The following is a 22,918-nucleotide window of genomic DNA, read 5'->3' on the forward strand; positions in this document are numbered from 1 at the left end:
GATCTGGAGACCATGATCAGCTACTGTTTCCGAATGCCGGCAGAGGAAGAGGAGGGTAAATGGATGGTGAGTTCCGAGGTTTTCGATGTGCTTCATCTGCAATATCCTATGCTGGTAGGAAATATGAGTACCAAGGTGAAAATAGGTCAAACCCTCAAGTTTATGGGATGCAAGAGCAAGCATACCAAACACGGACAGGCCTATCAGCTCCTTGCTCTATCTGCCTGAGAAGTATTCTCCTGGAGCCGTTTTTCTCGAAAAGGTGAAGGGTGGGTGAAGGGTGGTGAAGGGTTGAGCCACCCCTTCACCTCTCGCAACCCTAGTGTTTATCGGGGTTTCAGGCGAAAAGGTGAAGGGTGAAGGGTAAAATGGAGAGTAAGGTTTTTCTATCTCCCGACGTATCGTTTTGTGCCTGGCAATGGCAAGATATTGCCCTGGTAAAGGGCAATATTGTGCCGTAGTGAGGCAATAAGAGAAAGGATCCGCTTTACCACCCGTCAGGACTATCATGACGACCTCTCAGAGACGTTTTGACATCTCGTAAGTATTATTAATTACTTATATAAATATTTTAAAATATAATAGTCACTATTGTCTGTTTCTTTATAAGAAATGTTCACATTGTTATTTTTCAAATGGGAGATGATTCTCTGCAATCTGTTTTTCTCTACAACTGCATACAAACTTGTCTTATCTGCATTTTTTGCAATAGGAAAAACTATCTCTTTGTTAGAAAAACAATTAATTCGTCCAATTTTTCCAGAAGACTTATCGTAAAACAGCATAAACCACTTTTTCATATTACTCCCCTTCTTCATCAAAAAGGAAATATATTTCTCTGTTTCTAATGTCGTGATTGGAAATTCCTTTTCCGTGCTCATTAACCAATTATGTAACCTTTCCTCGTTTTTACCTAAATTATCTACATCAGAGGCCTGTAATCCATTTTTTCCAAATTTTATTTTGTAAGCTTTAGAAAAAACATTTTTTGCTTTATCAAAAGTGTACAAATATTCAGAAACAAATGGCGGAACTATTCCGAGAAGATGGTCTGAAAAATCGAAAAAGCACTGCTCTTGCATATTTATGCCAGCAACAAACCCTTCGCTACAATCAAGTTCCTCCTTGATTTTCGCTTTTGAAGAATCAAAAATGAACATTTTGTTACTGTCTTTGCTGATACTTGTTGGAACTAATATATGCTGCTCAGAAGACAAATTGTAAATTTGTCCAAAGAAAAGCATTCCTTTACCTGATTTAGACCATTCTGTAGGAAGCGGTATTTTTTTCACAAAATTGAAATGCGTATCATAGCATAGCAAATTTTGAGGGGTTAAAATCTCAACATGATTAGTATTACTATTAAATCCAAAAGCTGTTACTATAGAATACTCTCCCAAACCATTACCAATTTTTCTAGAAGAACTAGAAACTAAATTTCCTTTATCAGTATATACATATATTACATTTTTTGAATCCTTTATTAAAATGTATGGTTCTTCCACAATAATCTGGGATACATTTGATAAAATAAAATCATCTTTGTTCTGCAATGAAATAATCTCAACTTTCGAGAACAGTTCCTGCTCTGTCATCACTTGAGCCTCATCAAAATCTATAATAGAACAACTTTCTTCATCTGTCCCTTTGCAAGAAACAAATGATAATATAACAACAAATACGATTAAATACTTTTGAATACGCATCATAGAAATCAATATTTAAATTCATAATTCCGGCATTGCTTAGATTTGTGAATTTTCTAAGCAATGCCAAACTACATTTTCAAACTTTTATACTTTTAACATGGATTCTTGCAGTAATCGTTAGTATAACCAGTGTACTCACATGCATAATACATATACTCTTGGCACATTTTCAGATTATACCCCTTTCTAAAACATCTTCCATCATATCCTTTATTGCAAAGGATAACAACACCATCTTCATTGTCTGTAAGTGCCTCAACATTCTCCATTGTCAAAGAACTTTCGTTAGATGCGGACTTGGTCATTCCACCATAAATACCTCCAACACAGCCTGCAAGGAGGCAAGCTATAAAAATAAAATGTTTCTTTTTCATTACATTACGATTTTAGTTTTACATTTTCCACTTATTATTCTTTTATAAATACATTTAATTTTCTCTTTTTCAATAGGACTACCTATCAAAATAACATTGAATTCTTTGTCTAAAAGAAATGAATGATATTGTTGACCTTTTGGTATAGTCACATTACTTCTTTGAAATATATTTTCTGTATCTAAATAGACAGAAGATTGCAAATCGGTAATATCCAATTCCATGTTCACGTCTTCTAATTCCTCTTTTTTAGGAGACAAGATAAATACATAGTCTATATCTATTCGTTCTTTCTTTGCTTCAGAAATCAAAGGATTCCAAAAACGTAGTTTCCCCAAAGCACAAGGACTGCAAACAGCAGAATCCACATATACAACCATCGTGAATTCCTTCCCTAATTTACTTAGAGGATTACGTCGGCATTCCATTTTGTCAAGGCACAATTCTATTGGTCGAGATTTCATTTGTTCTATATTGTCTCTCACTTGTTCTTTCTCAGACTTACATCCTGAGAAGAACGAGCACATCATTAAGCCTATTATGGTCAACTTTGGATTCTTCATTTTTCCGATTCCTTTAAAGATTGATTTCTCCACGATACACAGTATCGCCATAAATCATATACAAGATAAAGTCACCTTTTAAGGTACTAGGAAAAGCCGCATTTGTGCTCCCTTCTGGAGCTGTCAGGCTGTAAACGATTTTGTCACCTCTGTATGCATATATCATAATAGGTGCGCTGCTAGACTCAAAAGACAGGAGATTATCCTCTAAAAAGACTTCTGGCGACCAGGGCATTTCTCGCTCCCATGGAATACCAGGCTTAGTAGGGTTTTCAAAAGAGTTGGGTTGCATTTCCACTCTAACTTTTGTGCCAGCTAAAACATTTCCGTTAAAAAGCAGACACGCATAAATCATTATTAAAAATCTTTTCATTTCATTTCTATTTTTTATTGTTGTTTTATGTCTGCAAAAATAGGACGAAAAAGCTTAACTTCCAAATATCAGCAGTACATTTAGTACATTATCTTTCAGAAAGTGTTGGGCTTGTTGTTTGTAACACGCATTAAATCTGCATGTTAGAGCTAAAAGTATATTTAGTACATACTTCATTCCATCTCCTTAATCAATGCATCGAACTTCTTTATATTATCAGATTTAAATAACATTTGAACTAGTTTCTTGCGTTTATTTGTAATACTCTGCTTTGAAGTCCCCAGGAGATTAGCTATCTGAGAGGGCATGAAAGAAAGTCTTGTCAGTAGACAAATTCTAAACTCATCATCTAAAATGTCTTCAAATGAAGATAATTTTTGCCAAAAAGCAGGCAAACTTGCTTCAACTAATTTCTGCAGGTCTTTCCATTCACTAACAGTTGGTTGTTTACCTGTATTAGCGTATGCTTGGAATGCTAGAATAATCTTTGATTCCATAAATATATTTTCTTTTTTCCATTTTTCTTCATTCGCATTCGTTTTATAGATACTCAATATCCCATTCAGATTTACTATTTTAGAATCTTTAAGCTTGCTCTCCTTTTTAGTTGATACTAATTCTTTCTTGGTATGATCATATTGAGTTTGTATTTTTTGATTTCTTGCCTTCATTTTTCTTATTACCAAAAGTAATATCACTATCATTAAGAGAGATATGAATAAGGCTTTCCAAACATTTTTCGCTTCTTCTGCTTTTCTCGCAGCTTCTTTTTGACTTTCAGAATAATCGAACAAAGCCTGTACCTTACCTACTTCTTTTGCTGATAGCCGGAAGTTTACGGTGTCATTTGCATCTGCATACAAACGTACATACTTCACCACTGAGTCTACCATACCTTTATGACTATATATAGACATTAAACCCTTGTATCCAGCTTCTAAATTTTCAATATCAGAAGGGTAGTTCAACAATTTGCGATAGCAATATAAAGCAGAATCCAATTGTCCTACGTCTATATAATACCAACCAAGATAATTATAGAAATATTCTGTTCCAGGATATAAAGGTTCTCCTTTTTTATCCAATAGTTTGGACTTTGCAAGATATTCATCAAGTGTTCGCTTGGCTTTTACATAGTCCTTCCTCTTTAAGTAGATTTCTGTCAGCGGTATTAAAGTTGCAGCTGCATAATCATCCTTACCTATCTTTTTGTAGTATCGATAAGCCAGCGTTGCAATTTGATAAACCGAATCCATTTTCCCTAGTTGATAGAAAACGCTTATTTTACGTTCTTGTGCACGAACATATCCTAATGTATCATTTGCCATCAATGCAACTAATGCCTTCTTATCAAGTATCTTCGATTCCAATTGTGGATAACGTTGCAATCTATAGATATCCGCCATTTGTCCATAAACTTTAGACAATAGGGAGAAGTTGCAGTCGCTCTTTGTTGTATCTATTTTTGCGACAGCTTCATTATAATATAGCAAAGCCTTGGGACTATTTCCCTTATCACGATATACACAGCCCATTAAATAGTTAGCCCAGGTCTTTTCTCCAGTATTGCCATAAAATGCATAATATTCTAGTACATCATTCATATAATTGATGGTATCCATGGCATAAAAGAGTTTATTCATTGCTTTTGTTCGAAGCAATAAATATTTCATTCTGTCTGATTTGGAGTATTTAGAAAGACGATTTCCATCTTGACTCAACATAGCCCAAGCTGTGTCGGGGGATTCCTCCAACACGTTCTCTATTTGCTGCAACCGTTGCTTCTCGTTTGAAGTACATGCAACAAATAATAATACTATCAACCCCAAAAGCAGATTTATACAGTTTTTATTTGATAACAATATTCTTTTCATTCTATCAATGAGCCCACTTTAAAAAGTAAGGCCTGTTTAAAATGTTTATATTTCACGAAAATAATCTCTGATTTATGCCGTTATCTGGAATATTTTTCGTATCTTTACACCATCAATTAAAAGAATGACAATGTTTAAAAAGACAGATCCAAATCCTCAGTTAGATATATTCACGGCTCCCTCAATGCTGTTAGGAAGTCGTGCTTCAAATATGCCCCTTTTTAAAGTGGGCTCAGGTATCATTCTTGTAATGATTTAAGACATTCTCTAATTCATAACGATTCTTGCCGGTAAACTCCAGGGCGGATTCTAAGCGTTGCTCGTCGGAATCCACTACGGAACATGCCGTCAAAAAAAGTAGAAATAGTGTTAATAGAATTGGTTTCTTTTTCATCTTCGATATATACTAAATTTTATGCAAATATATGGAAAAAGAAAATACAATACGAAAAAATTAAGAAAAATTAAATATATTTATCGTAACTGTAACTACTCATGCCCTGGGGGGCTATCTTTGTATATCAATTGCTTATGCAGAAGCGTGTCAGATGTTGCATTTGTCTTAACTCCTCAGTGAGCGATAACTTCTTTAACTTTTGAACTTGTGAAACTTGTCCCCCAAAAAATATATAATAAATATTATGAGCCGATTCAACATAAATTCACCTTCAGAAATAGCTTCTCAAAAGCAGCAATTAAAATTTTATTCTCCTTTCACAATTATTAGAATGTGCATATAATCAATTACTTAAGTGTGAAAGGAGAATTCTCTGAAACAACAATAATAATCAGCAGAAAGGACTATTAATATAAGGAGAAGGCAACTTAGTCTAAGGGAGAAAGCAACTGTCACAAAAGGAATAGTAAAGGCTTCTTTGTATCGGATGACCCAGGTCATCCATATAGATGACCGGAGTGAGCCATATAGATGACCCGAGTCATCCATATAGACGAGCTTAGTCATCCATCCGATAAATCGCCCCTTTTCGCCTGCCAATACCTATCCATCATCCTTCTGGTTACTATGCTTCATCCCAACATTCATAGCAAAGACACTTACTATTCATTATCAAGACACCCACTATTCATTATCAAGACACCCACTATTCACTATCCACATCGCCACATTTAAGCTTAGCCATCAATTACCATCTCAAAATAAAGAGATTTTTCCTTTCATACTTAACTCTCTTATTTTCAGGACAATCCACATTCTGTGAAAGGAGATTGGTTATCCACCTTAACCCACATTGCAGCAACCTTTGGTGAAAAACTTAAAGAACTGAGGTAACCGTTAGGACAAGACTTGGAACGCGTCTTCCAGGTTCATTTGAATCACAATCCGAAAGTTCGCCTAATCCGGAAAATTCGATAGAAATCGCTTTATGCGGAAAGTGGACAAATAGTTGACTTTATGTTTTTTTAACGCATAATAGCGTGTTTTTTTCGAAAAAAAGTGTATTTTTGTGCCCATTATTATAAACATTTGCTATTAATCTTTTAATATGTTACTCATGAAAGAAATTAAAATTGTAGGTACTTTTTGTACTGGTGTTGTGCTTGTTATATTGAGCATGTATTATATGAGTAGAAATTCTACTATTAGCGACCAAGTCTTTTTGGATAATATAGAGGCTTTGTCGGGCGGAGAGAATGGTGGGGGAGATTGTTAAATGCTATTGTAAGATCCATTGGTTTTCTCCTAATGTTTGCTCAGTTAATGCTGATGGTGGATATTGTGGCGGAGATCCATGTGCTAATCACGATGGAAATTGTAGATAACTGATTTTGTTCTGATTCTCTATCCATACGTAGAGAATCCTAAAAAATAGAAGATATGAAGAAATATATTGTTGTTATGTTATTCTCTTTTTTAATGGCTTCTTGTGGTCAAGAAACTGAGAAAATTCATTTAGGGGAAAATTTAAGAGACAAATGCCATTTAGTTTGTATGGACTCATTGAAAATAGTAGCCGATAGTTTAAGCGGTAACGGAAATTTCTATATGAAAGATTCTGTCTTGACTTTTGCCGATATGACTTTGTGTACTTTGTTTCATTTTAATTTAAATAATTGTAAAGAACTTGGGCATAATTTTGATAAAGGAAATGGAAGAAACGAATTTTCGTCTTTGATGTATGCTTATCCTATCAATGGTTCAGATAAGTATTATGCAATGGACAGTTCTTTAGGCTTCTATATTTATGATGACAGAAAAGGGCAAATAGATAAAATATCAAAATTAGACTTTGGTTGGAATGATAAAAAGCAGGATTTTGACTCACCTGCTCTGTACAACCTAATGTATATGACAGAATTCGGTATGAATATCTCTAAGGTAAATGATTCGACCTTGATGCTTCCTGTGTCAATAATAGATAGAAATTTAACCAATATTACCAAGAAACGGTATGAGGAGGGACATATTTTTGCTGAAGTTAATTCTAATAATTTTAAGGTGACAAAGGTCTTTGGTAATTTTCCTGATATCTTTAAGGGGAAACCGTCTAATGTGTTGGAGTTTTTCCAATATGATAAAATTGGTGATACTTTGTATGTAAATCATTCCGTTGATTCACTGGTGTATGTTTATAAATACCCTGACAAGTTGTTATATACGATTGGTTTTGAGGCGCAGGGTGCCAAGCGTGATTATCCAGAACGGTTGGTTAAAGATCATTCTGTTTTTAAGGAAGATGTTGCAAAATTAAGCATAAATTCTGGATTAAAATTTGATAATGGATATTTGGTAAGAACCGTAATGCTGAATATGCTTACAGGGGAAACAGTTATGCAAATATATTCTAAAGATAATCTTGTCGGTGAATTTAAAATGCCATCAATGTTTAAATATTTAGGATATTACAATGGCTATTTTTATGGAATTTCTCTTTTGCCAAGGCAAGAAAATGATAAGTTCTATTATATGAGATATAAGTTTAAATTGGCTATAAATGAAAAGTAAGTTTTTTTTATGAAGAATAATACATTAAATAAAAGTCAAAAAGTAGTATTTGCTTATCTTATATTTATTTTTATGAATTGTTGCATGTTAATTTCTTGTGACAAATCTAGAGATAAGGAATCTAATATTGCGAAGTTTCAACAGAAGGTTGAGATAAAACCTTCTGTAACTTACATTGATAATGCATCCAAACAACTTGATTTGGTGTTAATGGACAAATACTATGTGGTTCAAAATGATGTGGAGGCTCATCAAAAACAACTTTCTGTTTACGACAAGGTGACAAACAAATATCTTTATGGTTTTGCGATAAAGGGACATGGAAAAAACGAAACCATGGCTATGGATATGGTGCAAAATCCGAATGGAGATACTTTGGAAATAATAGATCAGGCTAAATACAAAATTTTGAAGTATAAAGTAACTTCTCAAAAGGCAATCTTTATTGCCAGCAAGTCTCTGAAACTCCCTTTTGTCGGACCTTTACAAGAAGTGTATAGAGTAAATGACTCCATCCTCATTTTTAATACTTTGGATCGTGATTTGCAGACGTATAACGAAAAGAAGGAAAAATCTGTATTTGTTTATAATATGCTTGATAGCTTGGGGCTGGATGCAGAACACCGAAATTTTGCAGATTATCATTTTGCTTACAAAAAAAATAAGATTTGTATCGGTTTTAGGTTTATAAATGCAATAGCTGTGGGTGGTGTTGACAACTTTGGAGAAATTAAAATTTCTGAGATCAAAGCTGTAAAGGACAAAATCGATTTGTCTGGTTCCAAAAGAATATACTACTCGTTTGTTGATATGAATGACAGTAATATTCTGGCTCAGTATATGGGGTATGAGCCTGGTTTTATCTCAAAGGCATCTAACTATAAGTTGTATAGTCCTAAATTTGAGATTGAAATATATTCTCTAAATTTAATCCCATACAAGCACATAGTTCCAAAAACAGATGTTCTACGGTGTAAGATAAATCCTAACGGACATTGTTTTTATTCTTGGAATCCATTGGATGCCAAAGAAAATTTGCTAAAATTCAATTATTAGAATATTCTGTTAAATAACGGATATAGTATTTATGATTTGAAATGAAACAAACCCTATTAGCTCTCTTCCTGCTGTTCTTGACAGCATGTTCTGTGGTGGACTCTGGCGAACAACGCCTAGAGTCTGCCTTGGAATTTGCTGGAAAGAACCGTGGGGAATTGGAGAAAGTGTTGGAACATTATAAAGATGATTCCCAAAAACTAGAGGCTGCTAAGTTCCTGATTCGCAATATGCCCCATTGGTATAGTTACGAGGGTGCTCCGTTAGACTCCTTGAAGAATATACTAGCAACAGCCTACAAGAATCCGAAAGTGGGTGATATGAGCGAGATTGGAGGAAGTCAATGGCGTTATTACCCATTTGAGTCATTGCCAAAGGTATATGATGCTCAGGTTATCAAGGCAGACTATTTAATAGACAACATAGATAAGGCTTTTGATGATTGGAAAAGGTATCCTTGGAATAAACATTTAAGTTTTGAGGATTTCTGTGAATTGTTGTTGCCTTATCGTATCGCTAACGAACCATTAACAAACTGGAGGTCATTATATAAGGCATATTATGGCTCTTTGCTCGATTCTCTTTACCGTGGTAGTGATGTTGTAGAGGCTTGCCGCATAATCAATGAGCATATTTCCCAACAAAGAATTGAATATTACTCACATTTCTCAGCTCCACATTTTGAGGCGACTTTCTTGTTCTCAACCAAGTTTGGTACTTGCCGTGAGAGTTGCGACATCGGGCTGTATGCTATGCGCTCTTGTGGCATTCCTGTGGCTATTGATGCATTTATGTACGCAAATCATACTTCACACCAATGGCTTGCGTTAAGAGATACTACTGGTCGTTATATACAATTCGGATTTGATGACCTTGTGCCTACACGCAAGCTTCCTCATTCTGATGGGCGTAAGAAAGGTAAAGTGTATAGAAGCTGTTTTGGATTGCAAGAAGATCAAGTAAGGAAGTTTGGAGATGTCTCTGAAATACCTTTAGAAATGAGAAATTTCTTCCGACATGATGTCACAGATAATTATTTCGGTAAAAACCATGTGGAGATTCCTTTGAACATGCAAGAGGAGCGAGTCTATCTCGGAATATTCTCACCTCAAGGCTGGACTCCAATTGATGTAGGAGTATGTGAAGGTAAGAAGGTGCGGTTTGATAATATCGAACCAAATTTTATTTATCAGCCTATATGTTATGATGCTGCTAATGGCAAATGTATTCCTGTGGGGTATCCATTTGTTTTTTATTCAGGAAATAGAAAGTGCAGAATTTTAAAACCGATTTCTGGAAGTTATGTCGATATGGTATTGTCTAGGAAGATGCCTTTAGGCAAATTGTTTGCTGAGAGGCTTTGGCGTCCTATCATAGGATCGAGCATAGAGGCAAGCGTGGATGAAAGTTTTGTACAGGCAAAAAAGTTGTATGAATTTCGAGATACTTTGGATTATAGCAATCTGAAGATACGAGTTTCTGATAGGCGTTGTTTTCGCTATCTGCGTTATAATGCTCCTAAAAAAGCGCCAATGGAATTGGCTGATTTGGATATTTATGAGGATTCCTTATGTAGGAAGCCTATAGTCTTGAAATTGCTTACACCAGTGGATTCTACTTATAAACCAGAGAATGTAACAGACCATGATATGTTGACAACCTTTTATAGTGGGCAGCATAAAAGTTTAACCTATGAGCTGGATACTCCGTCTTCCATTCGGTGTGTAGATTTCTATCCTCGAACAGATGGAAATTTCGTGTGGGCTGGCGATACATACGAACTCTTATATTATGCTGGTGACAAAGGATGGGTATCATTGGGTAAGACTGTAGCTACAGGCAAGACAGTGGCTTTCCGTGGTCCCAAGAATGCCTTGTTTTGGCTTCGAGACTTGACACAAGGCAAGGAAGAACAGGTGTTTTTCTATGAAAATGGGAAGCAGGTGTTTAGTTACGATATAAAATAAACAGATAAGTATCAATAAAACAGATAAGTGAAACTTTTTAGCTCCGATAACGATATCAGAAAGGGAATAGGATTTTTGCCATTGCTGCTATGTCTGCTCCCTACGGTTCAGACAGTGACTCCGTTATGGTCTGAACCCTTGCTGTATGGTAGTGCCATAGGAAGTGTGTTATGCGCATTCTTTTGTATTTATGGCTTGTGCAGAGGTAAACATTTGCTTTGGCGATTGGATTTTGTGGATTTGCTGGTGTTTTGTTGGTGGCAGTATGTGCTAGTGCGAGGCTATATGCCATCGGAGGTTCCTTGCGCTCGGCAGGTTGTTACCTATACATCTTTGTTCGTATTGTATCTGATGCTGAGGCTTTTATTCATTGGCTTTGCGGTTAGAACAGTAGCTATAGAAAGTGCACTGTTTTTGGTGTGTGGATATGAGCTTTTATTGGGGGTGTGGCAATTTTGTGGAGGTGGCTATAATAGTGCTTCCGTTGCAATAAAAGGAATTTTTTTCAATTCAGGACCTTATACAGCTTTTATCGCCATTGGAGTGGCGATGGCTATCGTTTGGCTGAGGAAAGAGCAACAGTTCGGTGGATGGAAAAAATCCATCATGATAAAGGGAAATCTCTTTGTTCTTTTTGTGGGGATGGTCATGCTGGCGTTGATTCGGAGCAGGAGCGCCATCGTGGCTGTAGCGGTAGTGTTGTGCTGGCAATATAGAGGCTTGATAAGAAAGTACTGTGTATATTTGACGTTTATGGCAATCGGAATAGGGGCATACTTGTTTTTCTTGAAACAAGGTTCGGCTCTTGGCAGAACGTTCATCTGGAGGCTTTCTTTGGGCATGTTGACGGATAATGGATGGCTAGGGACAGGACTGGGGAGCTTTGCTGGCGAATATGGCAAGGTGTTGCAAACTTTCTTTTCCTCAAAAGACAATATTGTCTCGTATGCTATGAATGCCGATGTTATTGACTATGCATTCTGTGACATATTGCAAGTCGGTGTGGAGCAAGGGTGGATAGGTGTGATATTCTGCCTAATGACTGTGGGAGTGACGATGTGGCGTTTGCGAAAGATCTCAGTTGTGTTGTTGGGAGGGGCTGTCGCATTGGTGGTCTTCTCCTTGTTCTCTTATTCTTTTCAATTGTTCCCTTACCAGATGGTTATGGTCGTATTGATGGCGAAGGCTGCCGAGAGGTCTAGCTTGGGTGTTGCTTTTTCGGGGAGGAAGATAGCTTTGCTCTGCTTGCCGTTGTGTGGCGTGATGGGATTGTGCTACCACTTAGCGAACCGACATTTGCAGGCCCATAGGTCTTATAAGACAATGGCAAGGATGACTCATGAAACTTTTTTGCAGGATTATAATCGCTTGCTCCCATTATGTGAAGACGACAAGTACTTCTTGTTTGATTATGCGCATTTGTTGCGGGTCAACAAACATTGGATGGATAGCAATGCGATGCTTCGCAGAGGTCTCTTGGTGAGCAATGACCCTATGTTTTGGGTGTTGATGGGCAATAACCATCGGGATTTAGGACAATATCGGGAAGCTGAGATTTGTTATGATAAAGCATTCGTTCAAATGCCGAATCGTATTTATCCGCTCTACCAAAAGATGTGCTTGTATCAGCAGCTGAATCGGCAAGCGGATGCGAGGGTGATTGCTAAGAAAATATTGGACTTTCAGGAAAAGGTGTCATCGCAAGCTGTGAGTGATATGAAAAAAAATGCAAAAAAATGTCTGAAAAGTTTGTGAGTGTCAATATAAAATAGTACTTTTGTAACCAAATCTATAATCGTAAAACTAAACAATGACGAGAATGAGGAAAATAATCATATTGCTGTTGTTACTATGTGTTGGCTTGACGGCAAGAGCACAAAAAGTAATTTCCTTGAACGATGCTATCCTTATCGCTCAACAGAATTCCTATGATGCTCAGTTGGCTCGCTTCAGCTTTTTGTCTAGCTATTGGGCTTATAAGTCGTTTCGGGCAGAACTGCTGCCTTCGGTGAGTCTGACGGGAGGTCTCATGAACTTCGACCACTCCAGGGTGGAGGCAAGAAACTCCGAGGATGGTAGAATCAACTATGTGGATAATAATTCCCTCACCAATTCGCTGACCTTGTCGGTGGAGCAGCAAATAGCTTCCTTGGGGGGTACCTTGTCGTTGAAGTCTTATTTGTATCGACTCGACCAGTTCGACTATAAGATGACCACGTACAATACCTTGCCTTTGCGCCTGTCTTATTCACAGCCGCTGAGGTCGTACAACGAATTGAAATGGCGCAAGAAAACGGAACCCAAGGAGTTTGAGAAAGCCAAGAAGGTGTATTTGGAAAAAATGGAGGACATTGCCATACAGGTGGCGACGCTCTATTTCCAAGCCATATCGTCCCAGTCAAACTATAGTCAAAATGTGAGCAAATATTCTGATTTGGAGGCCCTGTATAAGATTTCGGAGAAGCGTCTTAACTTAGGCACCATTACCAAGAGCGACCTGCTGCAACTGGAATTGTCGAAGCTGAACACGAAGGTGGAGGTGAACAACTCAAAGATAAAAATGGACGATAGCTTGTTCGACCTCTTTTCCTATCTTCGTGTGACGGATTACGAGGATGCGAAACTCATTCCTCCTGCCAATGTTGCCGATATGGTGCTGAATGCAGACGAGGTGTTGCGAAAGGCGTGGGATAATTCTTCGCATTCTTTAACCCAGGAAATCTCCGTGTTGACGGCGCAGCAAAACCTGGCGCAGGCAAAATCTGTCAAGGGCATCCAGATGAGGCTGAATGCCGAGGTGGGCTTCAATCGCACGGCGGATGGTTTCGCCGCGGCTTACAGTCATCTGCAAGACAATGAAATCATCGGCTTGACCGTTACCTTGCCTATCTTCGACTGGGGCGTGCAAAAGGGAAAGGTGATGGTGGCGAAGTCTAACCTGGAACTTGCCAAGACCAAGAAGGAACAGGCTGACCAAGATTATGTGCAAAAGATAAAGCGAGACATCTTGCAATTCAGTTTCCAATCCGAGCAATGCCGCACTTCGATGCGTGCGCAGGAAATATCCAACGAGAGATATGAGATTACCAAAAAGAGATTCGAGACGGGCAATATATCCGTTACGGAACTCAATACTGCCATCCAAGAACTAGAGACCGCCAAGTCGCAATATATTAGCCAACTTCAGACGTATTGGTCTTATTATTATACATTGCGTAAATACACCCTGTACGACTGGGATAAGCATCAAGACTTAACGGTTGATTTTGATAAATTGGTTCAAACAAACGGAAAATAATGAAGATGAAAATAAAAAATGTGATATGGGCTGCGCTTATCGTGGTGTCGGCATTGAACTCCTCTTGCCGACAGAAGACGAATGCGGAGGAAGAAAAAATGGTAAACGCTGAAAGTATTCCTACTGATGTTTATGTGGATACGATAAAATTACATCGGAAGACGTTTCATCGCCAGTTGATATGCAATGGCAAGCTGAGGGCTATCGAGAAATGCGAGCTTGCCTTTACCGATGGAGGCATCGTGAAGAGGGTATATGTGCATAATGGCTGCAGGGTGGCTAAGGGACAATTGATAGCCAAAACCGATGGTGGCGACGCCGCTCTGGAAGTGGAGAAGGCTACCAAGCAACTGGAAAAGGCAAAGGTAGATTTGGCCGACAGGCTCATCGGATTGGGATATGATGGCATTTCTGCCAACGTGCCTTCCGATGTGATGCACCGTGCCAAGGTGGCATCGGGGTATTATCTGGCCCAATACCAGTTGCAGTCGGCTCGCAACAGTATAGACAAATGTGCGCTTGTGGCTCCTTTTGCCGGAAGAATCGCCGATTTGGAAAATAAGCGCAACCAACGTTTGGATAAGCTCTGCACAGTCATCAACGATACGCAACTCGATGTGGAGTTTAGTGTGTTGGAGACTGAAATCAAGAATATCCACAAGGGGCAGAAGGTGATAGTGAGTCCTTTTGTTGACGAGAAGGCTCAGTATGCGGGTACGGTAACAAATATCAACCCAACCGTGAGCGAGAAGGGACTCATCAAGATAACGGCTCGCATTCCTAATCCTTCGGGAAAAATGCTCGATGGCATGAATGTGAAAGTTATCATAGAGAATGATGTGGCTCAATCGTTTGTGGTGCCTAAGGATGCTGTGGTGGAACGTGATGGCTATCATGTGGTCTTTCTCTACAAGGATGGCGAGGCTGTGTGGACATACGTGGATATCGCTTATAGCAACATTGGCTCATACGCCATCAAGGGCTGCGAACGCAAGGAGACGGAGTTGCATGCGGGAGATGTGGTCATCACTTCCGGCAACCTGAATCTAGCTGATGGAACGAAGGTGAAAATCAAGAAGAGATAAAAACTGTCAACGCCTATGATTAAGTATTTGATTCACCGTCCGGTGGCGGTAACGATGATACTGATTGCCCTGGTGGTGATTGGCATCGTCGGCATCAAGAACATTCCCGTATCGCTGATGCCCGACATAGACATTCCGCAGATTACCGTGCAGGAGAGTATGCCAGGTTGCTCTGCGCAAGAGATGGAAAAACGTGTGATAGCTCCCCTTAGGGGGCAGCTTGCGCAAGTGTCGGGCGTGAAGAGCATCAGCTCAGACTCTCGAATGGATGTGGGAAATATCTTGTTGAAGTTTGAGCCTGGTGCCAACATCGACATGCTTTTCATCGAGGTAAATGAGAAAATCGACATGGCGATGGGAAATATGCCGAAAGATGTGGTTCGTCCCAAGGTCATCAAGGCGAGTGCTTCGGATATTCCTGCCTTTTTCCTCAACGTCTCTTTCCGTGGAGAACCATCGGGGCAGGAGGCTTCGGCAAAGTTTGCCCAACTGAGCGACTTTGCCCGAAATGTGGTGTGCCGTCGCCTGGAGCAGTTGCCGTCCACAGCCATGGTGGATATGAGCGGACTGACTACCTCCGAGATTCAGTGTGTGCCTGATGCGGACAAACTGGCGGCTTTGGGCATCACGGTGGAGGAGTTGCAGCGAGCCTTGGCTGAGAATGACATCCGATTGTCTGCCCTTACGGTGGTTGATGGCATTTACCAGTATAATGTGCATTTCGACAGTCAGATTTTGACGGTGGATGATGTGCGCAATGTTTATATCAACCATGAGGGGCGGATGCTCCAGCTCAAGGACTTGTGTAAGATAGAGGAGCATCCTGCCATACGCAGAAACATCGTCAGGCATAATGGGAAGAATTGCGTTACCTTGTGCATCATCAAGCAGAATGATGCACAGATGGATGAGCTGAAGAGCGAGGTGGACAATGTGATTGCCGACCTGGAGAAAACTTATCCTGATTTGGAATTTGACATAACTAGAGACCAAACGGAGTTGTTGTCTTATTCTATCAACAATTTGGAGTGGAACCTTTTGGCGGCAGCCTTTTTTACCTTGTTGGTCTTGTTGTTCTTTATGCGTAAGTGGCGCTTGGCTATGTTGGTGGCATTGTCCATCCCATTGTCTTTGCTCATCACGCTGTTGGCATTCAAGTTGTTGGGCATCTCCCTCAACATCATATCCTTGTCGGGATTGATTCTGGGTGTGGGTATGATTGTGGATAACTCCATCATTGTGATAGACAACATCTTGCAGAAATTGCATGGTGGCAATACCTTGGCTGAGGCGATATGCCAGGGAACCGCAGAGGTGTTTACGCCGATGTTGAGTTCTGTATTGACCACTTGCAGTGTTTTCGTGCCGTTGATTTTTATCGGTGGAATGACGGGCGCTTTGTTCTACGACCAGAGTATGGGCATTGCCATAGCCCTTTTTGCGTCGTTGGCTGTAAGTATGATCGTGCTGCCTGTATATTTCAAGGTGCTATATCAAAAGGTGCACAAGCGCAAGCTTGAGAAGGGCGAGGCTTTGGTGGCAGATGACGAGAAAAACGTGACGAAAACAAATCGGGCGATTTTACGCTGGTATGAGAAGACGCAGAGCTGGATGTTTGCTCATTTGCGCCTCTGTCTCTTCTTGTTCTTGCTCTCTGCCCCGGGACTCGTGGTGATGTTTTTAATCTCCGAGAAAAGACAAATGCCGGAGGTGAGCTATACGGATGCCATCATGTATGTGGATTGGAATGCGGGCATCTCGGTGCAAGAGAACGATAGGAGAATCAGCCAAGTGCTGGAGCATTGCAAGAAAGGGGTGGAAGAGACAACCTCGATGGTGGGTACGCAAGACTTTTTGCTGTTCCATACCCAAGACATTACCTCTTCCGAGGCATTGGTGTATTTTAAGTGTGAGTCGGTGGATGAGTTCTTGCAAGCCAAGAAGCGATTGCAGTCGTATGTGGCTGAGGCTTATCCCGATGCGTCTGTCTCGTTCTCTCCTTCGGGCAACCTATTCGATATGATATTCTCTTCTGGGGAACCTGATTTGCGATTGAAGTTGCAAGACGCTGGGGGACATCGCCCTACGGTGTCGCAGGCTATGGCTTTCACCGACAGCTTGCGCCAGCATTTCCCTGAAGTGATGATTCCACCTGTGGTGACGGAGGAGAACTTGCAGTTGGTGGCTGACGTGGAGCAGATGACCATTTATGGCATCTCTTACGCCCAACTATGTGATAGGTTGCGCCAGATATCGGGAACCAACGAGGCTTTGCGCATCAACCAAGGTGCGGGAAGCGTGCCTGTGGTGATAGGTTCGTCGAAGGCGGACAGGGAGTCGATATTGTCGTCTTCCATTGATGCCAAGGATGGGGTGAGCATACCTTTGAGCCTGTTGCTGAAGGAGCGTATGGCGTATGACTATAAGCATCTGTATGGCTCGGAAGGGGGCGAATACCAACCTGTTGACATACAAGCCTCTGGCAAGGAGGTGAGACGGATTCTGGATTTCGTGTCGCAATACGAGGCTCAGCATGACGATGTGAGGATTGTTGCCAGTGGCGACTATTTCTCCAGTCGGCAGATGATCATGGGCTTGGTCTGGATTTTGGTCGTTGCCTTGCTGCTCTTGTATTTCATTCTGGCGGCACAGTTTGAAAGTATGATACAGCCAGCCATCATCTTGTCGGAAATCGTGCTGGATGTGTTCTGCGTGTTGTTGGTGTTGTGGTTGCTCGGAATGTCCATCGACATCATGTCGATGACCGGTGTCATCGTGATGGCGGGCATTGTCATCAACGACTCTATCTTGAAGATCGACACCATCAATCATCATCGCCGTGAAGGGAAGCCGCTGATGGAGGCGATAGAGCGGGCGGGGCATGAGCGTCTGATGCCTATCATCATGACTTCGCTGACCACCATTTTCTCTTTGTTGCCATTTATGTCGAGAGGCTCCATAGGTGCCGACATGCAATTCCCGTTGTCGCTAGCCATCCTCATAGGCATGGTGATAGGCACTTTGGTGAGCATCTTCTTTGTGCCAATCCTCTATTACTCAATATATAGAAAGAAAACAGACAAAACGAAAAATTGATATACGATGAAACTATCCTCTTTTAGTGTGATATTGACTTTCGTCATCTTGATGATTATTGGCGTGGCGTTGGCTCCCCTCATCGACGTGGGGACTGAGCCGACACCACGACAGGGCAAGCGCATGACCATCAAGTACGAGTGGCCTCATGTGTCGGCAAAGGTGGTGGAGCAGAATCTCACCTCGCCGATAGAGGGAATGGTGTCTGCGCTGAAAGGGGTGGAGAGTGTTTCTTCCAAGTCTTATTTTGGCAAAAGTGAAATCGTGGTCAATCTGAAGGAGAATGTGGATGTGTCCTCCGTCAGGTTCGAGATTTCTTCCTTGTTGCGACAGTCGCACGAGCGATTGCCGAAGGGCGTTTCTTATCCTACGCTGATGGGAGGCGAGGTGGTCAGCGGCATGGCATCGCACAATGCCCAAAAACTGTTGCTGACTTACCTGGTGAATGCCGACATACAGCCCGAGTTGATTAAGAACTTTGTGAAGGAGAATGTGGTCAGGCAACTGGAGGCAGTGGATGGCGTTAACAAGGTGGAAGTGACTGGCACGACGGATACATACGTGGAGATAAGTTATGACCCGATGGCTCTTTCTGCATACGGCATCACGTCGAACGACATAGCCAATGGCATTCGCAACTATATCGGGCAGGATGAAATCATCGGTACGGTGATGCACACCACGGCGCAGGGAAACCAAGAGAAAATTGCCTTGCATCTCACCACCGAGTTGTTTGGAAAACCTTTGGGTGAGATGCCTTTGAAAAACATAGATGGAAAGGTGGTTTATCTGAACGATTTAGCTGCCGTGCAAGTGAAGAACCAGGATCCCGACAGCTATTATCGGGTAAATGGTTTGAACACGGTATATATCAACGTTTATATTCCTTCGGATGGCAAGACCGTGAGGATGTCGGATGTCGTGCAGGAGAAGATGGAGCAGCTGAAGGCTGGCATTCATCAGAAGGTGTATTTCCAGTTGTCGTATGACAGTGCCAAGCAACAGCGAGAGGAGATGTCGAAGTTGCTGAGAAGGACATTGATGTCGCTTGCCATCCTGCTGGTGTTTGTCTGGCTTACCAACCGAGACTGGAAATATCTGGCTATCGTTGCTTCCACATTGGCTGCCAATCTGTTGATAGCCATCATCGTGTTTTGGTTGTTCGACATCAAGCTGCACATTTATTCCTTGGCAGGAATCACCGTCTCTTTAGGACTTATCATTGACTCTACGATTGTGATGGTCGATCATTATGGTTATTATCACAACCGCAAGGCTTTCTTGTCGTTGTTGGCGGCTATGCTCACCACGATAGGGTCTATGGTGGTCATTTTTTTCCTTCCTAAGGAATTGCAGCAAGACTTGTACGATTTCGCTTGGATAGTCATCATCAATCTGGTGGTGTCTTTGGTCGTGGCGTTGTTTTTTGTGCCAGCCATCATCGACCGTTGGCAATATAGCAGCCAAAGGCAACATCTCAGGTTGGGCAGGGTGGTCGTTAGGTGCAATCGCTTCTACAGCCGTTATATCGCATTCACCTCCCGCCGTAAATGGGTGTATTATGTCTTGTTGGTGTTGGCGTTCGGCATTCCTTTCCAATTTTTGCCAGATCGGTTGGGGACGGATGACGAAGCGTATGGAATGGAACAGGCGGATGAGGCTCGTTTGCCTTGGTATGATGCGCTTTATAACCAAACGTTGGGCAACTCTACTTTCGTGGATAAATACAAGCCTTTGCTGTCTAAGTATTTGGGCGGTACTGTGCAGATGTTTGCCGATTATTTGGACGAGGATAGCCGCCGGGGTGATGAGAATGAGGAAAAGGTATTGCACATCCGAGCACAGATGCCTGTGGGCGGTACAGCCGTGCAGCTTAACACCAAGATGATGATTGTGGAGGAAACGCTGAAGAAATATAAGGAAATCAAGGAGTTTGTCACTCGCATTGATAAGAGAAATGGCGAAATCGTTGTTCACTTCAAACAGGGTGTTGACAAGACCTCTTTCCCATATCGCCTGGAAAATGAGGTGATAGGCAAGGTGATAACGATTGGCGGCGCTGACTGGAGCACTTATGGCGTGAGCGAGCGAGGGTTTAGCAATGCCCTGAACTTGCTGTATCGCAGCAATCGCTTGACGCTTTCTGGCTATAATTACGACCAGCTCTATCGTCTGGCAGAGGACGTGTGCCGCTATATGAGAAAAAATCCACGTGTGCAGGACTTGACCATTGAGACTCCGGGCTTTGAAAACCAAGAGCCTGAATTCTTCATGGACTACAAGAAGGAGCAAATGGCTCTTTATCAGGTGGATGTGGATGATGCGCATGGATCGCTGGAAAATATCTTGATGTCTAGCTATGTAGGGTATTATAAGGATAACAACATAGAGTCTGACGTATATCTCAAGCCCTTGCCTCAAACGTCTTTTGACTTGTGGCATGTGGAAAACGAGCAGGTGAAGGTGGACTCAAGTGAGCTGTTTGTGCCAGAGGCGATGAAGATGGAACGCCGTGAGGCGAAGAATGTCATTCCTAAGAAAAACCAGGAGTATATGCTGAATGTGGCATTCAATGTGATGGGTTCTTATACCTACTCATCCGAGTATATAGACGGAGTGCTCAAGTATTTCAATAAGACTTTGCCTGTGGGGTATCGTTGCGAGAATACTTCTTACCACAGGTCTATCAATGAGAAATCCAATTATTGGTTGCTTTTCTTGATAGTGGTGATCGTGTTCTTTATTTGTGCCATTCAGTTTGAGTCTGTTCGCCAGTCGCTGGTGATAGTTTCCGTCATTCCTGTGGCGTTGATAGGCAGTTTCCTTACTTTCTGTTTTACGGAGATTCCTTTTGGCAGTGGAGGCTTCGCTTCCTTGGTATTGCTGATTGGTATAGTCGTGAACTCGGGCATTTACATTTTGAGTCAATATAACAATATGCATCGCTTGTCGCATCGTGGCAAGATAAGGGATTATGTCAGAGCCTTCAATCACAAGATCATTCCAATCTTCCTGACGGTGTCTTCTACGATTGTGGGGCTGGTTCCGTTTTTCATGGATGGCAAGGACGAGCCATTCTGGTTCTCGTTTGCCACGGGAGTAACGGGTGGACTGCTCTTCTCCCTCCCTGCGCTGATATTCATCATGCCTATCTTTTGCAAGTTTGGGGAGAAAGGGAAGCGGTAGTTTGTGTTTTTATATGTAAAGAAATTGATTATGATATTATTTAATAAATGCTATATAAACCTGCTTTTCGGGTTGATGGTGACATTTGATGTTTGGAAAGGCTTATTGTTTACGTCTTTCTTGATGATAGTAGTCTTACTTATTGTAATAAGTAAAATGAAGGCAAGAAGTCTAAAGATGCAAACTCTATATGGTGCTACCAAGAAAGAATTGTATTCAACCCAAAAGGAAGTGAAGTTTCTAAAACAAAAGTTGGAAAATCTGAATGGTATGTTGAGTGTCTATGAAACGAATGAGAATGAAGACAAATGGAAAAAAGAGAACACGTTTATGGAATCCAAGGTGGTTTTGACTTTCCAAGAATATGCTAATGTTGGTAAGAAACCGTCTGCTAGTGAATGGAAAGACTTGCAGAAATTGATTGAGGCAAATCTGCCTGCGTTTTGGCAAAGAATGTCTTTATTTGACGGAATCTTAGATGATGAGTTTAGAATTTGCTTGCTGACAAGACTTTCTTTTTCCCCTTCTCAGATTGCGAGTCTTTTGGGTATTTCAAAGCAGAGTGTTACCAATAAGCGTAAGAAATTAGTTCTGCTATTGTTTAAGTCTGATAATATAAAGAAGTTTGATGCTTTTATTAAGGCATTGGAATGAAGAATGTATTAAATGTACTTTTTATGTTAATATATTGATTTGTTGCTAGTTGTGATGTGTAAGTTTACTGAAGTAGAAAAGATAGTGTACTAAATGTACTGCTGATATTTGGAAGTTAAGTGTTTTTTTACTAATTTTGTAAGCAACAAAAACAATTTTGCACTAAAAATGAAGGCTAAACTATCTATAATAGGTACGATGATATGCTTGCTCTTTTTGGGCTGCAAGTCGGAGAAGGAACAAGTGAGAGACAAGATTGAACAAATGAAATCTCGTCCGATTGAGTTGTGCCTAGACAAGATGGAATGTCGGCGTAATCCTCTGAATGAACTGGATAAGAAGTACACGATGGTTGAATATATAGATTCTACAGAGTGTACCCCATGTGCCTTGAATAAACTTCGCATTTGGAATCCTTTGATAATGGAGGCTAGAGCTAAGGGTGTAGATATAAACTATATTTTTATTGTGGCTCCCAAGCCATCTGAAATGGATGATATAAATTTAGAACTAGGCGTTACGGATTTACAGAGTTCTGTCTATATTGATACTTCGTATGAGTTTAGAAAGCTGAATCCTTCTATGCCGATTGATAATAAATATCATTCATTTTTATTAGGAGAAAATAATGAAATATTGTTTGTTGGTAGTCCCATAAAAAATGAAAAAGTGAAAAATATTTACAAAAGAATTCTTAAATTTTAAATTAAGTGCAGAA

The 22,918-nt window shown here is 40.6% G+C and carries 16 protein-coding genes; 11 read left to right on the top strand and 5 right to left on the bottom strand.

Annotated elements, in window-relative coordinates; all coding sequences use genetic code 11:
- The coding region (locus DXD25_RS14060; protein ID WP_187360492.1) for a DUF3874 domain-containing protein at positions 1-228 on the top strand (228 nt) is incomplete at its 5' end.
- A gap of 326 nt (positions 229-554) precedes the next feature.
- Here DXD25_RS14060 and DXD25_RS14065 read toward each other — a convergent pair.
- From DXD25_RS14065 to DXD25_RS14085, 5 genes are all read right to left on the bottom strand, one after another.
- Positions 555-1,709 (bottom strand): 6-bladed beta-propeller, encoded by a 1,155-nt coding sequence (locus DXD25_RS14065; protein WP_117664051.1) that lies wholly within the window; start codon positions 1,707-1,709, stop codon positions 555-557.
- Between the two features lie 92 nt (positions 1,710-1,801).
- Positions 1,802-2,083 (bottom strand): hypothetical protein, encoded by a 282-nt coding sequence (locus DXD25_RS14070; protein ID WP_117664052.1) that lies wholly within the window; start codon positions 2,081-2,083, stop codon positions 1,802-1,804.
- Positions 2,083-2,646 (bottom strand): hypothetical protein, encoded by a 564-nt coding sequence (locus tag DXD25_RS14075; protein WP_147327923.1) that lies wholly within the window; start codon positions 2,644-2,646, stop codon positions 2,083-2,085. Before DXD25_RS14075 ends, DXD25_RS14070 begins: the two co-directional genes overlap by 1 nt.
- Before the next feature lie 13 nt (positions 2,647-2,659).
- Complete coding sequence (locus tag DXD25_RS14080; RefSeq protein WP_117664054.1) at positions 2,660-3,019, bottom strand: hypothetical protein; 360 nt, start codon at positions 3,017-3,019, stop codon at positions 2,660-2,662.
- Between the two features lie 173 nt (positions 3,020-3,192).
- On the bottom strand, positions 3,193-4,893 hold the full coding sequence (locus DXD25_RS14085; RefSeq protein WP_117664055.1) for a lipopolysaccharide assembly protein LapB: 1,701 nt from the start codon (positions 4,891-4,893) through the stop codon (positions 3,193-3,195).
- Positions 4,894-6,730: 1,837 nt separating this feature from the next.
- Between DXD25_RS14085 and DXD25_RS14090 the strand changes: the two genes are divergently transcribed.
- The 10 genes from DXD25_RS14090 (at position 6,731) to DXD25_RS14135 (ending at position 22,905) form a co-directional block, all read left to right on the top strand.
- Positions 6,731-7,858 (top strand): hypothetical protein, encoded by a 1,128-nt coding sequence (locus DXD25_RS14090; protein ID WP_117664056.1) that lies wholly within the window; start codon positions 6,731-6,733, stop codon positions 7,856-7,858.
- A gap of 9 nt (positions 7,859-7,867) precedes the next feature.
- Positions 7,868-8,914: a hypothetical protein gene (locus DXD25_RS14095; RefSeq protein WP_117664057.1), complete on the top strand. Its 1,047-nt coding sequence runs from the start codon at positions 7,868-7,870 to the stop codon at positions 8,912-8,914.
- A gap of 41 nt (positions 8,915-8,955) precedes the next feature.
- The gene (locus tag DXD25_RS14100; protein ID WP_117664058.1) at positions 8,956-10,881 is read left to right on the top strand and encodes a hypothetical protein; all 1,926 of its coding nucleotides are present in this window, start codon (positions 8,956-8,958) and stop codon (positions 10,879-10,881) included.
- Positions 10,882-10,908: 27 nt separating this feature from the next.
- On the top strand, positions 10,909-12,636 hold the full coding sequence (locus DXD25_RS14105) for a hypothetical protein (RefSeq protein ID WP_147327924.1): 1,728 nt from the start codon (positions 10,909-10,911) through the stop codon (positions 12,634-12,636).
- 64 nt (positions 12,637-12,700) lie between these two features.
- Positions 12,701-14,179: a TolC family protein gene (locus DXD25_RS14110; protein ID WP_228119457.1), complete on the top strand. Its 1,479-nt coding sequence runs from the start codon at positions 12,701-12,703 to the stop codon at positions 14,177-14,179.
- 5 nt (positions 14,180-14,184) lie between these two features.
- Positions 14,185-15,264 carry an efflux RND transporter periplasmic adaptor subunit gene (locus DXD25_RS14115; protein ID WP_158556347.1) on the top strand — a complete coding sequence of 360 codons (1,080 nt, stop codon included), beginning with the start codon at positions 14,185-14,187 and terminating at the stop codon, positions 15,262-15,264.
- Positions 15,265-15,279: 15 nt separating this feature from the next.
- Positions 15,280-18,360, top strand: a complete 3,081-nt coding sequence (locus DXD25_RS14120) for an efflux RND transporter permease subunit (RefSeq protein ID WP_117664062.1) — start codon at positions 15,280-15,282, stop codon at positions 18,358-18,360.
- A gap of 6 nt (positions 18,361-18,366) precedes the next feature.
- Positions 18,367-21,546: an efflux RND transporter permease subunit gene (locus DXD25_RS14125; protein WP_117664063.1), complete on the top strand. Its 3,180-nt coding sequence runs from the start codon at positions 18,367-18,369 to the stop codon at positions 21,544-21,546.
- A gap of 30 nt (positions 21,547-21,576) precedes the next feature.
- The gene (locus DXD25_RS14130) at positions 21,577-22,200 is read left to right on the top strand and encodes a hypothetical protein (RefSeq protein ID WP_117664064.1); all 624 of its coding nucleotides are present in this window, start codon (positions 21,577-21,579) and stop codon (positions 22,198-22,200) included.
- 168 nt (positions 22,201-22,368) lie between these two features.
- Positions 22,369-22,905: a hypothetical protein gene (locus DXD25_RS14135; RefSeq protein WP_147327925.1), complete on the top strand. Its 537-nt coding sequence runs from the start codon at positions 22,369-22,371 to the stop codon at positions 22,903-22,905.
- The last annotated feature ends 13 nt before the right edge of the window (positions 22,906-22,918 follow it).

Origin of the sequence: Prevotella sp. TF12-30, assembly GCF_003436715.1 — a bacterium.
Lineage (GTDB): Bacteria > Bacteroidota > Bacteroidia > Bacteroidales > Bacteroidaceae > Prevotella > Prevotella copri_A.